The sequence below is a fragment of the Acidobacterium sp. FHG110202_01 genome (genome assembly GCF_059115305.1).
Map to the genome: position 1 here is coordinate 805,805 of NZ_JBZYWJ010000001.1, position 14,682 is coordinate 820,486.

Annotated in this window: 10 protein-coding genes; 4 read left to right on the forward strand and 6 right to left on the reverse strand. The window is 54.8% G+C overall.

Annotation, left to right across the window (positions count from 1 at the left end):
• Positions 1-230 precede the first annotated feature (230 nt).
• From AC5S16_RS03350 to AC5S16_RS03360, 3 genes are read left to right on the forward strand one after another with little or no spacing between them, the layout of a single operon-like run.
• On the forward strand, positions 231-1,529 hold the full coding sequence (locus AC5S16_RS03350) for a TolC family protein (protein ID WP_493928591.1): 1,299 nt from the start codon (positions 231-233) through the stop codon (positions 1,527-1,529).
• Positions 1,526-2,722, forward strand: a complete 1,197-nt coding sequence (locus tag AC5S16_RS03355) for an efflux RND transporter periplasmic adaptor subunit (protein WP_493928592.1) — start codon at positions 1,526-1,528, stop codon at positions 2,720-2,722. Before AC5S16_RS03350 ends, AC5S16_RS03355 begins: the two co-directional genes overlap by 4 nt.
• Positions 2,723-2,725: 3 nt before the next feature.
• Entirely contained in the window at positions 2,726-5,896 is a 3,171-nt protein-coding gene (locus AC5S16_RS03360; protein ID WP_493928593.1) for an efflux RND transporter permease subunit, read from the forward strand.
• 31 nt (positions 5,897-5,927) lie between these two features.
• Here the strand turns inward: AC5S16_RS03360 and AC5S16_RS03365 are convergent, their stop codons facing one another.
• Both AC5S16_RS03365 and AC5S16_RS03370 read right to left on the reverse strand, forming a co-directional pair.
• The gene (locus tag AC5S16_RS03365; RefSeq protein ID WP_493928594.1) at positions 5,928-8,645 is read right to left on the reverse strand and encodes a glycoside hydrolase family 38 N-terminal domain-containing protein; all 2,718 of its coding nucleotides are present in this window, start codon (positions 8,643-8,645) and stop codon (positions 5,928-5,930) included.
• A 204-nt stretch (positions 8,646-8,849) separates the two neighbouring features.
• The gene (locus tag AC5S16_RS03370; protein WP_493928595.1) at positions 8,850-9,671 is read right to left on the reverse strand and encodes an SDR family NAD(P)-dependent oxidoreductase; all 822 of its coding nucleotides are present in this window, start codon (positions 9,669-9,671) and stop codon (positions 8,850-8,852) included.
• A 327-nt stretch (positions 9,672-9,998) separates the two neighbouring features.
• Between AC5S16_RS03370 and AC5S16_RS03375 the strand changes: the two genes are divergently transcribed.
• Positions 9,999-10,994, forward strand: a complete 996-nt coding sequence (locus tag AC5S16_RS03375) for an SGNH/GDSL hydrolase family protein (protein WP_493928596.1) — start codon at positions 9,999-10,001, stop codon at positions 10,992-10,994.
• 21 nt (positions 10,995-11,015) lie between these two features.
• On the opposite strand, the gene AC5S16_RS03380 is transcribed toward AC5S16_RS03375, so the two are convergent.
• The 4 genes from AC5S16_RS03380 to AC5S16_RS03395 all read right to left on the reverse strand — a co-directional run bounded on the left by AC5S16_RS03380 (position 11,016) and on the right by AC5S16_RS03395 (position 14,668).
• Positions 11,016-11,516, reverse strand: coding sequence for a hypothetical protein (locus AC5S16_RS03380; RefSeq protein WP_493928597.1), 501 nt, complete (start codon positions 11,514-11,516; stop codon positions 11,016-11,018).
• Between the two features lie 120 nt (positions 11,517-11,636).
• Positions 11,637-12,809: a UDP-N-acetylglucosamine 2-epimerase gene (neuC, locus tag AC5S16_RS03385; protein WP_493928598.1), complete on the reverse strand. Its 1,173-nt coding sequence runs from the start codon at positions 12,807-12,809 to the stop codon at positions 11,637-11,639.
• A gap of 13 nt (positions 12,810-12,822) precedes the next feature.
• Positions 12,823-13,905, reverse strand: coding sequence for a GNAT family N-acetyltransferase (locus AC5S16_RS03390; RefSeq protein ID WP_493928599.1), 1,083 nt, complete (start codon positions 13,903-13,905; stop codon positions 12,823-12,825).
• 55 nt (positions 13,906-13,960) lie between these two features.
• The gene (locus tag AC5S16_RS03395) at positions 13,961-14,668 is read right to left on the reverse strand and encodes a class I SAM-dependent methyltransferase (protein ID WP_493928600.1); all 708 of its coding nucleotides are present in this window, start codon (positions 14,666-14,668) and stop codon (positions 13,961-13,963) included.
• Positions 14,669-14,682: the final 14 nt, after the last annotated feature.

Here is a 14,682-nt window from a genome sequence, read left to right on the forward strand (position 1 = left end):
TGTTTCTGAAGCCGAGAACCTGGGCTGCATAGCCGATTCCTTTTGCAATTCTCTATCCAATTGTTCTGGATGAAATGCAGGCATACTTTAGCGCTGGCCATGTGCGCATTCAATTGCACGTTTCTGTACAGCAGAAAGTCGCAGGTGTACCGAATGGGACAGTAGCCGCGCGCATCCGCCATCATTTTCATAGGGTTTTGCTTTGGAACCACGATTGCCTATAAGTCTGCGTGCAATCTCGACTTCTCGCGTTACTCATCATGGTTCTGTCCTGCATTGCCGAGGCCCAACAACCAGCCGGTCCTCCTGCGCAGTTGCCTTCTGCTCCGGAATCGGCAGTAGACTCCTCGCAGCCACTGACTCTTGACGAAGCATTGGCTCTTGCAGAAAAGAACAGCCCGCGGCTCAATGCGGCTGCTGCCAGATCTGCCCGCGCTGCCGCTTCCACGCAAACGGCCAGGTCTTATATCAATCCCCAGGTGGAGTATTTTGCCGGGCACCAGGACTCGCGGCCTATATCCAATCCCGGAGTGCCGGGTCTGTTGCAGCACTATGCAGCCTACCAGACGATAGAGATTCCTTCGGAGCGGAGCGCCAGACAGCGCGTCGCCCAGCTGGGACGCACCAGCAGCGACTTCTCATTGGCAGGCGAACAGCTTTTTGTTGTGGCAAATGTAAAACATGCTTTCTATGACGTGCTCCGTCGTAAAGAAGAGATCGCTCAGGCGCAGGAAAATCTCACCCTGGTAGAAGACCTGCGGCGGCGCGTGGAAATAGAAGTACGAGTCGGCGAAAAGGGCCGGCTGGAACTGACCCGCGCCGAAGCGGAACTCGCGCGCGCGCGATTTATGCTGCGAAGCGCACAGATTCATCTCGCAGATTCCATCGCCGTGCTGCGCGTCGCCATAGCAGCGCCAGCTGATAGAAATCTTGATCCACAAGGAATACTCGATCCCGCCATGCAACTGCAACCGTTGCCTGAATTGCGGGAAGCAGTGTTGCGCAAACATCCTGTGATGGAACAGGTGCGCACAGATGTTCTGGTTGCCGAAGCCGGGCTTCAGGAGCAGAAAGCGCTTCGTATACCCAGGCCTGTGCTCTTCGGCGAATATGAGCGCCAGCCCGATGTAACGTACTGGCGCATCGGTGTGCAAGTTCCGCTGCCGATCTGGGACCGTAAGCGCGGTCCTATCCAGGAAGCCGCAGCTTCTGTTCGCGAATCCACAGCCGCGCGCGACCAGCGGCAGCTCGAGATTATTTCCGCCCTTGAACGTGCCTATGAACAGTACCAGCTCGCAGACCAGCAGGTTACATCGCTGCAGGCCGGATCACTGCATGAAGCAGAAAGCGCCGTTGAAGCCGCACAGGCAGCATACCACTCCGGCGAACGCGGCATTGTGGAAGTGCTCGACGCACAGCGTGTGCTGCAAAGCGTGCGCGGTGACCTGCTGGATGCGCAGTATGCACGCCAGTCTGCATTGATCGATCTCGAAGAACTCGGCGCCATCACGCCTGGAGGAAGACCGTGACGACCACACAATCTGCACTGAGGATGAGGCCGATTCTTCTCTGCATCATTGCTTCAATCATTTTGATTGGCATGTCTGTGATGAACAGCTGCGGCAGATCGAAAGCTTCCGCCGAGAAAACTGCCGCTAAATCTCAAGCTGACCCCACAGAAGTGACGATCGACTCGACGCTTGCTTCGCAGTTAAAGATTGGCGAGCCACAGGTTCACGATGTAGCCAACTCGCTTAAGGTCGCCGCGCGCATTGAAACCGATGCAAGCCGCATCGCGCGCGTGGGTTCACCGGTTGCCGGGCGCATCATCAAACTTCTAGTGCTCGAAGGCCAATATGTGCGCAATGGCTCTGCCCTGGCGACACTTCACAGCACTGATCTATCCGATACGCAGTTCGCTTTCATCAAAGCATTCTCGCAGCAGGCTCTCGCTGAGCAGGCAACAAATCGCGCTGAGCAGCTGGTCAAGGCTGACGTGATCGGCAGTGCTGAGCTGGAGCGCCGCCGCGCAGAACTGCTGCAGGCCAGTACAGAGGCATCAGCTTTTCGTACCCAGTTGCGAGGACTGGGCATGACCGATGCTGCGATCAAGAAGCTCGAAACGACGCGCCAGTTGAATGCCGATTACCCGATTGTCTCTTCGATCTCCGGCACAGTATTGGAACGCAAAGTCACGCTCGGCCAGATTGTACAGCCCGCGGAGATTGCTTTCATGGTCGCCGATCTTTCGAACGTGTGGCTTGTTGCCGATGTGCCTGAAGAGAGCGCCGGAAGACTGCACAGAGGAATGCATGTAGTGGTCAACGTTCCCTCTCTGCCTGACGAGAAAGTAGAAGGCCAGCTCTCTTATGTTTCTCCTGTTGTCGATCCGGCGACGCGCACCATTCCCGTGCGCATGGACCTTGCCAATCCGCGAGGCATCTTTAAACCTGCAATGCTCGCCAACATGACCTTCATCGATCACAGCGAGCGCAGGACAGTCATTCCCTCCACGGCCATTGTGCGGGAAAACAACAAAGATAATGTCTTCGTTGAGCTGAATCCAGGTAAGTACAAGCTCCGCGAAGTAACACTGGACGGCGAGTCTAACGATGATCGCATTCTGGAAAGTGGAATCAACCCCGGCGAGAAAATTGTGCTCGATGGCGCCTTCCACCTCAACAACCAGCGCAAACAGAACGCCATCAAAGGGAGCGAATAGCTCATGCTGCCGAATATCGTACATTCTGCGCTGAAGCATCGGCTCATTCTTGTTGTTGTGGCAGCGATTCTCTGTGCTTTCGGCATTCACGCAGCGCAACAGCTTTCCGTTGATGCCTTTCCTGACGTAACGAACGTTCAAGTACAGATCGCAACCGAGGCGCCAGGAAAATCGCCGGAAGAGGTGGAGCGCTTCATCACCATTCCCGTTGAAATTGCCATGACCGGCCTTCCGGGCATGACCGATATGCGCTCGCTGAACAAACCTGGCCTCTCGCTGATCACACTGGTTTTTGAAGATGGACGCAGCGTGTATCTCGAACGGCAGATGGTTTCAGAACGTCTGAACGAGCTGCGCGACAAGATGCCCGAAGGCGTAACGCCAGTGCTTGGGCCGATCACCAATGCTCTCGGCGAGGTCTACCAATACACATTGGAAACACCGGATGACGGCAAGCGTCCTCTGACCAGAGAAGAACTGATCGAACGCCGGACGGTGCAGGATTGGGTCGTGCGTCCACTGCTGCGCTCCATCCCAGGTGTGGCTGAGATCAATTCTACCGGCGGCTATGTAAAGCAGTATGAAACTCTGGTCGATCCTCAGAAGCTTCGCTATTACAACCTGACGATACAGGATGTGCGCAACGCACTTTCCAACAATAACGCGAACGCCGGCGGAGGCATTCTGCCGCAGCACGCCGAACAATACCTCATCCGCTCCGTGGGGCTGATTCGCGATCTCAACGATATCCGCAACATTGTTGTGAAAGAGAGCGGTGCAACTCCTGTCTATATCCGCGATGTGGCTGAGGTGCGGCTGGGCACAGAAGTCCGCTATGGCGCCATGATCAAGAACGGCTATACCGAAGCTGTGGGCGGCGTTGTGCTGATGACATCGGGCGGTAATGCGAAAGAAATTGTGAGCCACGTCAAGGAGCGTGTCGCCGAGATCAACGCCAAGCACATGATTCCCGGTGGTCTTCGCATCGTTCCCTATTACGACCGTTCGCAGCTTGTCGACGCGGCCATCCATACCGTGACTGAGGTGTTGGGCGAAGGCATCATCCTCGTCATCATCATTCTGTTTTTCTTTCTTGGAGATGTGCGCTCCAGCCTGATTGTGTGCGCAACGCTGATTCTAACGCCGCTGCTTACGTTTCTCGTCATGAATAAGATCGGGCTTTCCGCAAACCTCATGTCGCTGGGCGGCCTTGCAATTGCCATTGGATTGATGGTGGATGGCTCCGTGGTTGTAGTTGAAAATGTGTTCTCGCGGCTAAGTCATGCGCATCATACCGGACACGACCCCAGATCACCCGCTGACAGGCTGAAGCTCACTCTTGCCGCAGTAGCGGAAGTCGCGACTCCGGTCGTCTTCGGCGTAACTATCATTATTATTGTCTTCCTTCCGCTTATGACGCTCGAAGGCATGGAAGGCAAGATGTTTTCTCCTTTGGCTTACACCATCGCCATTGCGCTTGGCATCTCTCTGATTCTTTCGCTCACTCTTTCGCCCGTACTTTCTTTGTATCTACTGAAGGGCGGCTCGGAAGATGACACCTGGCTCGTGCGGCAGATTCGCCGCCCCTACAGCGCGCTCCTGCATTGGGCTCTTTCGCACCGCAAAGTAACTGTCGTGACGGTAGTCTCGCTTTTCATCGTTGCGCTTTGCCTCTTCCCATTCCTGGGCACAGCATTTATTCCCGAAATGCAGGAAGGAACTCTCTCGCCCAACGCAGATCGCGTTCCCAATATCTCACTCGATGAGTCTCTGCGCATGGAAATGGCGATGCAGCGCATCATGCTCAAGGTTCCCGGAGTAGATAACGTGGTCTCGCGTGTTGGCCGCGGCGAATCTCCAGCTGATCCTGCAGGGCCCAATGAAGCCGATGTGCTCGCGTCGTTGACACCCTTTGATAAACGACCACACGGCATGTCACAGGAATCGATTGCGGAGCAGATGCGCAAAGGGCTTGCGGCCCTGCCGGGAATCAATCTGGTGATGTCGCAGCCCATCTCTGACCGCGTGGATGAAATGGTGTCAGGAGTGCGCGCCGATGTCGCTGTCATGCTGTACGGCGATGATCTGGATACTCTCGTCGAAAAAGCACGGCAGATCGCCAGCATCGCCAACACAGTTCAGGGAACGCAAGATACGCGTGTCGACCGCGTAGGAGGCCAGCAGTATCTCAATATCAGCATCGACCGCAGCGCCATCGCGCGTTATGGGCTCAATGCTGCGGATGTAAACGATGTGATCGAAACTGCAATCGCCGGTAAATCATCGACCGAGATTTATGAGGGGGAGCGCCGCTTCCAGGCAGTCGTGCGTCTTCCCCAGAATCTGCGCGACAGCGTCCCTGACATTCGCGAACTGCAGATCAGCTCTCCCGATGGCCCCAAAATCCCTCTCGAGGATTTAGCAAGCATTCGCGTGGTCGAGGGCCCTGCGCTGATCAATCGCAGCATGGGCAAGCGCCGCATTGTTATCGGCGTCAATGTACAAGGTAGAGATCTTGGCGGCTTTGTAGCCGAATTGCAGGACAAGGTTGGAAATCAGGTGCAGTTACCCGCTGGTTACTACATCGAGTGGGGTGGGCAGTTCCATAATATGCAACGTGCGTTGCATCACCTGATGATCATCGTCCCTATCACGATCGGAGGGATATTCTTCCTGCTCTTCATCCTCTTCAAGTCAGTTCGCTTTGCGGCGCTCATCATCACTGTGTTGCCCCTGGCTTCTATCGGAGGAGTCATCGGACTGTTTCTTTCAGGCGAGTATCTTTCCGTTCCTGCTTCTGTTGGATTCATCGCCCTTTGGGGCATCGCTGTGCTGAACGGAGTCGTCCTCGTCTCCTACATCCGCAAGCTCCGTGAAGAAGGGCTTTCCCAACACGAAGCGATTCGCGAAGGCACACGCCTCCGCTTCCGGCCGGTAATGATGACAGCAACGGTTGCAGCACTTGGCCTCGTGCCGTTTCTCTTCGCCAGCGGACCAGGCTCTGAGATTCAGCGACCGCTCGCTATCGTGGTCATTGGAGGATTGCTGAGTTCCACGCTGCTGACGCTGATTCTTGTACCCGTGGTCTATGGCTACTTCTCTGGCGAGAAGATATCAAAGGATTCAGGAAAGGATTTATCGAACGCTGACAAAACTGAGGTAACAGTTACATAAGAGGGGACGAAGTCGTTTCCATCGGGCGTAATTATGACCTGTCAATTCTCAGTGTTACCAATTCCCATCCGCCGACTACGATGTCTTTGGATTCCGGGCTCAGTTTCTCTTCAGCCAGATTACTGCGCCACACTTTAGTCGCTACAGGAGTCGGCCATACCAGCCTGGCCTGTTTTGTCTCGCCCGAAGCGCCAAAGAGACGTACGATCCACGATTCTCCATCGTCGCTCGGCTTAAGCGTAAGCGCGACCACATCCTCCGGTTCAACACGCAGCCATGAATATGGAGCAGGTCTTGATTGAGCGGAACGCATTGCCAGCAACGGCTGAGACAGGCCTATTGCGAAGCGGCTGGCTGCTGCGGCATTGTTTCCCTTGTGGAGTTGTAGCGCGTAACGGAACTCAACGGGGCCTTCCTGGTAAGCACGATAGTTTGTTCCCCAGTGATTGTTCATTACCCAGGAATAGAACGTTTGTGTTTTGTCGATGTGCTTTCGCCAGATATCAGGATTTCTTTGCGAGCCAAGCATTGTGGCGCTGATGGTTCCCACTTCAACAAGAGGAGCATCCAGCGTGGCCCAGGTCACTCCATAATCTCTATTGGAAACGTCGATCCAGCGACCGACCGGCATCCAGTTTTTGCAGGAACCTGGTAGCTGATCTACTTCAGGCTGCATATTGCCCAATGCGGTGTCCATTGACATTTTCCCGTCCGGAACTGCGAAGGGGAAGGCGAACTGAATGCTTTCCTTCGAGCCTCTTTGCGCAAATTCACCTCCCGGGCCGCCTTCTCCGGGATGAGGATTGAGTGGAGCCCGCTGCTTATCTACCAGGTTGAAAAGTTCCAGATGGTTCATCCCTGCGGCAAGGCGCAGACGCCGGACCAGGCTGTTACAACCCGGCGCAGACGATTCAATCCTGACCGACACAATAAGAGGGCCATTCTCCTCGACAGAGATTCTGACTGGCCCACTGCGTTGCAGGTGTCCTGTATCGCTGCCGGAAAGAAATAGAAATTCGTTGATGCTGTTTCCGTTCTGTTTATCTGCCAGGTTCTGAGGATTGCCGTGCAGATTCAGTTCAGTGATGTTTCCAGTGAGCTCATCGACTTTCACATGGACCAGGCCATTTTCGAGGACTCCATCCTTAACGGACGCTGGAACCGCAGGATGATGTGCTTTCCCCGGCGAGATCGTATAGGTAGCGCTTCCGAAGGCAGGCACATTCGTGATCAGCACAGCCAGTTCACCTGTTGAGAACCGCTGCGAAGGCACAGGTCTTCCTGTGTGGTCGGCGACATGGTCGCCAACCGACGACAGATCATGTGCGAGGTAAACGATCTCTGTTCGGTCCCATGATGTCGTATTAAGAATCTCAATGTGAGATGTAGCAGCAGAGGCAGATTGAGCAAGAGCGGCATGCAGGAGATCTCGAGACAGCCTGTCCGCATCTACAGCAAATGCCTGTTTTACTTCCCACTGCTTTTTTGTAAAAGGACTTTCGGAGTCGGATACGCTGCACCAGGCACCCCAGGTATGTTCGGAGTAGAGCAGGATATTTCTCCAGGCGGCGTCATAGGCTGCAGGATCATAGCTTCTGGAACCATTCATTGCGCACAGTGCAGTGGCCTCGCTCAGGCGATCAGCAGCTCCGCGACTGAGCAGCGTCTCCCGTGCCGAAGACCCGGCGCCGTCTTCCCAATACGGAGTCAGATCGCCGCGATATTGCGGTAACTGGCTTCCATAGCGCTTTTCAAATGCCGAGAAGGCTGTCGTCGTCGATGCAATGGCAAAACGCGGCCACTCATATTTCTCGTTCCAGGATCGTACAAACTCGCTTATTTCAGGATCAGGCTCTGCGTTATCTCCATGCCCTGACCAGCGGATGTAGGAAATGCTGTAGGGATAATTCACTTCATCCATTCGATCCTGATACTTTGCTACGAAGTCCGGCCCGAGCTTCATGACATGAGACAACGCATAGCCCGTCCATGGAACCCAGAAGAGAATCTTTTCTTTTCCTGAAGGCGAGACCCACCAGAACGGCTTGTCCTGCCATGCGACCATGAAGCTGCCGATGCGGTCGAAATAATTCGGCGCGGCGGAAAAATATCTGATCCCGGCCTGAGACATTGCCGGCACTGTTCCCCAGGAAAACCCTGGAACATCGCTCATCATCGCGGATTCCACCTTGACGCCACACTGCCTACCGAGAATGGTTCCATAGCGAAAAAGCTGCAACAGCTCTTCAGACCGGCACAGGCCTGTCAGCTCATTTGCGTAAGACCCATTCAGTCCAATCCAGCCCTTTCGAACTGCATCGATGAACTCGGCCTTTGCCTCGTCCGGCTTTCGCTTCATATACAGATCGGCGCCCCACAGCACCTCCAGGTTCCATACGAAACGCGACCCTTCGGGATAGCCTGCAGTCTTTCGGGCGAGCTCGATTCCGCGCACAATATTCTGCATCTGTTTTTCTTCCACATTTGCCTGCAGATCGGTATATCCAAGGTCATGATGCGAATGAGGAAGCACGTAGATCAGCATCTCGCGTACAGGTTTCAGCTCTACGTTCTGTGTCTGCACTGCTCCGTTGATCTCGACGGACACGTTGGCTGACCGCGGCTTCGTGACTGGTTTGAGATAGAGCTCAAAATTGTTGATGCCACTTTGCAAGGTCCGGCGGTCTATCTCAACGCCATCAAGTTTTGTGACAGCTACAGCACCGGCCCCGCCATTTTGAACAGTCATCTGCAGAGGCTGCAAAACCATCCCGTCTCTTCTCGTGATCCCGCGAATGGGCGCCGCCAGTTTGTGCGGCGCCTTGCTGTCCGCTTCACTCGCGGCTTGACTCCATGCTGGTCTGGACCAAAGCACACCGCTGGCAGCCATGGTCAAGCTCTTCAACACATCTCTTCGTTTCATTGATTTCCTTTGAACGGTTCCTGATGGCCTCTAGTGCTCATTGCCTGTTGTGCCGATGCCGGACTCCTGAAAGCCCATGCCGCCGGACGGAATCAGCAACCCGCCGTCAACGACTAAAGATGTACCGGTGATGAAGGACGCCCAGTCGCTCGCTAAGAAAACGATCGCATTGGCCACCTCCTCCGGTGTGCCGATACGGCCAATCGGATGCATTCGCCTGCAGGTCTCCAGAAGTTTTTCCGGTGAGCCTGATAAGTTCGCTGACCAGCGCATCATGGGAGTATCAATCGATCCCGGGCAGACGCAGTTGGCCCGAATGTTCTGCCGGGCATAGTCCAGGGCAATGGACCGCGTCATTCCAAGCAAGGCATGCTTCGCTGCCACATACGCAGCAGAATGCGCTACGGCAGTCAGGCTCTGCACGGAGCCGACGACCACAATCGCACCGCCGCCTGAAGCAATCATCGCCGGAATGCCAAAGCGCGTCAGATAAAAACAGCCCTGTACATGGACGGCGAATGTCTCATTCCACGCTTGCGGGCTGGTATCCACAACATCTCCGTATCGCTGTATGCCCGCATTGCTGACCAATACATGAAGCCCGCCATAGCGCTGCTGGACTGCGTCGATTGCCTCTTTCACGCTTGCTTCGTTGCTCACATCGCAGACAAATGCACTTGCCTTGTGACCGGCCTTCAGAAGCGTATCGACAGTCGCCTGTGCGGCCTCTGCATCCCGGTCGAGGACGCCTACGGAAGCACCCAGTTCACACAGCTTTCGCGCAGTAGCAGCGCCGATCCCCATGGCGCCTCCGGTAACAAGCGCTGTCCTCCCGTCAAATCGAATTGTCATAGCTCATCTTCGCCTCTCGTTTAGGAACTATAGATGCTTCTGACGTTTCACGCGCGAGCGGCGCTGATGACGCCGAGTCTTCCTGCACCAATTTACAGAATTGTTCAGGGTTGGGAGTGCACAATCATCGACCATCGCACGGGCTGCGTTTGCCCCGCCTGTATATTGAATTCAATGCACTCGATTCTCCGCCCATTCCAAAAGCTTTTGCTTGAGTTAGCCTGTGTTGCGTTCCTGGGCTCCTCCGTATATGCAGCTCCCGTGACGGCGCACAAAGTTTCAACACTTCCCGCTCTTGAGCCCCTCGCGATGTCCACAGGCGGGCGAATGCTGGCAACGCCTTCGACCGCTGCAAACAGTTTCGGAGCCAAGGATTTTACATCTCAGTGGCCCGGAAGCTACTTCCGCGCCGCTTTCCAGGGAACTGGTGTATTTTTTCGAGTGGTGAGAGGCGACCAGATCCTTCATATCGTGGTCGATGGGCAACCGGGTGCGCCGCTCGTTAAGCCTGAGGCGGGTGTGTATGCGATCGAAGGGTTGAGCAAGGGTGAGCACCGAATCAGCGTTCTAGTTGCGACAGAAAGCCAGGACACTCCGAACGCATTCGGCGGGTTTGCCATTCCCTCCGGAGAAAAGGCGCTCACTCCTCCGCAGCGACACCGGCAGATAGAATTTATTGGCGACTCACACACAGTCGGCTACGGAAACCTTTCCAACAAGCACGAGTGTACTAAGGACGAAGTCTGGGCCGATACAGACAGCACCAAGGTCTTCGGTCCGCTGACAGCCGATCACTATGGCGCCGATTACCAGATCAATGCGATCTCAGGCCGCGGCGTGGTTCGCAATTACAACGGCTTCAAGGGAGACACGCTGCCGCAGGCGTATCCGTACGTGCTGTTCGATAAAAAGCAGGAGTACAACGACCCCGCCTGGAAACCGCAGGTTTTTGTCATTGCTCTGGGGACCAATGATTTCTCTACACCGCTCAATCCAGGGGAGCACTGGAAGACCAGAGACGAACTGCATACAGACTATGAGGCGACCTACGTGCAGTTCCTCAAAAGGCTGCGTACAAGAAATCCCCACGCCTATATCATCGTGTGGGCCACGGAAAAGGCGAACGGTGAGATAGAGGCAGAGGCGGCAAAGGCTGTCCAACAACTGAAACAGCAGGGAGACGGGCACCTCACGTTTCTTCCCATGAATGGACTGAGCTTCAGCGCGTGCAACTCGCATCCGTCGCTTGCAGACGAAAAGGTCATCTCGGACAAGCTCGTGCAGCTGATCGACGCAGACAAGCATGTCTGGCAGAACCAGTAAGGGCAATGTTTGCTTCGAGATTTACTGGTGTTCGAATCCAGTAGCAACGCCAATGCTATGGATGCCGATCCCGGTGACGGGTAGCAGCCACCAGAGCTTTGAGTGGTGCTTCTTAAGCCAATAACTCACGCCCGCGCTGCAGGCTACGGTCGCGAAGTTGACGCTTAGCTGACCAGCCTGTGACGAGGGCATCAGGGGATTTGTCTCGCGGCAACGATGATCGGCAATGCAGCGCTGCGTGAGCTCCACATCAAAAACCGCCATTCCTAAATGCGCCCCATTCAGCAAAAAAAACTTTGAGTCGGCAACTCGAGGAGTCAGCGGGAGCGTTGCGACCCCTGTTCCTGATGTCGAATGAAAATCAGGCACCGCGCTGCCAGTAGCGTGGTTGTCTGTCAGCATGAGATTCACTTTCGCTGTCTCATCAGAAGGAGACTGCACCGTACCGGCAACCTGCGCTGCACATATCCACCCTTCTGCGGCAATCGCCAACCCCAATACCAGACAATGCACAGCCTTCATTTTTCGACCTCCCTCGTCGTCACAATTGCGACTGAGGAGGTTATCGGCTGAATGCCGGGATCAACTCAGGTAGTGTTGAATGATTTTCCTATCCGGCCCCGTTATGGGAATGAGGAGCCTTCAGACCGGCAGGTCATGGAATCTCTTCTGCAACAGGGAGTCACCCAGTTCCACTCGCTTCAGGACATTCGTGATTGTGGATACTGCCGAGTTTGTCGCGCTCGCATATGGGTTTATCAGCGACTGAAGAGACTCACGAAATTCATGGGAAACAGCCTTTCGAATCCCTGCCAGAATATCGGCCCTGGCGTGACCAACATCGATGACACTTGCCGCCCGTATTCGCCCTGCCTGGCGGATACCGATATTGACTGCCGGGACCTTGAAGGAAGGCGCTTCAATCAATCCACTGGAGGAATTGCCGATAACAGCAACAGTGCGGCATAACACGCTGTGATAGGCTTCAGCGCCGAAGTTGTCGACCATTTCGCCCTTGCCAGGATGCGATTGAATCCACTGCCTGATTTTTGTTGCGATGATACGCCCAGCTGTATCGGCGTTGGGCATGGTAAAGATGGCAGGAAAATCGGCGCGCTCAAGCGCTGCCAGAAGCTCGTCGATCTGCCACTCCACCTGCTCATATTCGAGCGTAACCGGATGAAATGTTACAAGAAGAAATGGCCGCCTCACATCAACGCCAAAACGGCTTTGCAATTCTTTGGGAGAAAGCTGCGGCGCGGTCAAAATATTATCGAGCACGGGTTCGCCTGATACAAAAACACGGTCCGGATTTTCTCCCAGCTGAATGACGCGGCGGGCGTACTCTTCAGTAGTAGCGAAATGGAGGTGGCTTAATTTGGTGATGCTGTGGCGCAGCGCATCGTCGATAGCGCCTTGCGTCAACTCACCTCCGCTGAGATGGGCCACTGGAATTTTGAAGGGCTGCGCAGCCAGAGTCGCGGCAAGCATTTCATAGCGGTCTCCGAGCACAACCAAAATATCCGGCTTGTACTTGCTGAAAGCCTGCCCAAATCCGATCAGTCCCAGGCCCGTAGACTTTGCGATCGCCTCGGGAGTATCGGAGGAGAGTAGCATCTCGATGCGTTCTGCTATCTCGATGCCATCGTTTTCAACAGACCGGACCGTCAGCCCAAACTCAGGAGAGAGATGCATGCCGGAGACATACAGCCTGGGCGATATTTCCGGATCGGCCTGAAAGGCCTTCAACAGCGGGCGATAGCCGCTATAGTCTGCGCGCGATGTAGTGACGACTCCGATGGTTCTCAATTGCATGCCCTCAGTCTAGTCATTTGCCCAGATATGGCCATGGAGCATCTGATATGCGGCAGAGCTGTTCGAACCGTTCCAAATCAGCCACGTAAACCAGATAAGTATATTGATATGTCTCTCCGCCGAAACTGCGTTTGAAATCCTCCAGCGAATCGCCCGGAGTCAATCCGCCGCCAAGATGCAGCAGCCTGCATCCATGCTTTCTTGCCCACCTGGCGCCTTCCACAACGAGCAACGTCCCCGCGCCGTGCTCCATGCCGATCTCATTCGCACACGCGAGGTGGTAATGAGCATAGTCGCTCCCTGCAAGAAAAATACTCGCTCCGGCAAGCTGATCGCCCAACCATGCAAAAGCAATGCCAAGATGGCTGCCCAGCGCAGCCAGGCGAGAAAAGTAGGAAGATGAAAATCTGTAAAACTCATTGGCACGACGATCTTCAATCGCCTGTTCATACAATGCAGAGAAGCGATGAAGGCCCGATTCGGCATCGCTGTCTCCTCCGCTTGTCCAGGTGACGCGCAATGTACGTTGTGCGAGGCCCAGATCGGAACGCCTGCCCTTGCGCATGCTGGATGGCCGGTCCCGCTCTTCATCCCATTTTTCGAGGTCGATGGCTGTAGTCAATCCCCGGGACCGTATCCTGAGTTTTGGTTCTTCTGCTTTAAACCACTCGTCCTGCCGCATCAGCGGATGCAATCGAAGGACGCAGCAAACCAAATCACGCGTTGAACACCATGTTTGCAGGTCATCAAAAAAGGCGCTGAGATCGCAGGCGTCGATCGATTGCCCATTGGAAACACGCAGCAAGCCTCCATAGCCATAGGGAGAACTCGCATCACTCCAATCGATCCTGGAATTGATCCCGGAGTTGTTCACTTCAGCCGACATATTGCGCACAAGAAGCGGAGCGAGAAACCTGCAATGGTCAGATCCAACAACGATGGCCACCGGCTCGGAGCGCTCTATCTCTGCACTTGCCAGGGCATATGCAGGCAGGTAATAAACATCGGGTTCAGAGGAGTTTGAAACAAGCCCGTGCCATCGCTCAGCATCTGCAGGGTTCGCTGCAACCAGCATCTCAAGTGCGGTTTTCGGCATATTTTAAATTTCCCGGACAATTCCAAACCTCATCTTCAGAATCAGGAAGTCTGCATCACAAGGATGAGTTACTGCCGGCCCCGGGCTTGCTGCATGTAATTACAAATTGTTCTACCAGATGTTGTTCGCCGTCCAGTGTCTTGGCGATTCGTTCTACCTCGATATTGCAGAAATCGCAGAAAAGCTCCGGCACTCTGGCGCGATTGAGGAAGAGACAAAAACCTGCGCCGGCAAGCGGGCCTTCACGAAGATTCACAAATCCGTCGGGTTCAATCATCTCTCCCTGGCCGTATCCCCACGTCCGGTCAGTGAAGAAAGACGATAGAAACGGCGCACCGGGTTTAAGGACGCGGAGCACTTCATGCAGCGCACGTTGAATACTGGTCCAGGGATTGGTATAGAGACTTACATTCTCGATTACTCCATCGAAACTGCTGTCCGGCCAAGGCAACACCGCAAAATCGCCTGCCTGCAGGTCAGCCGTGAGGCCTTCCTCATGCAATCGGCGCGTGGCTGTTTGAATTGCAGTCGGTGAGCCGTCGATACCTGCTACTGAAAAACCTTCGCGGGCCATGAACCATATATTCGCACCTGGGCCGCAACCAATTTCCAGCAACCGAATCCTGCTGCGATTCGGGACACGGTAAAAGTTACGCGCCACAAAGCGAATCACGTGCTCCGGCGGGTACTTTCCCCATTCCCTGCTCTGGAAAATCTGCTCCCAGACCGGGTCCCATGTAGTTTCGTTGGTTTTTGTCGACATACTGGTTTCCAGGA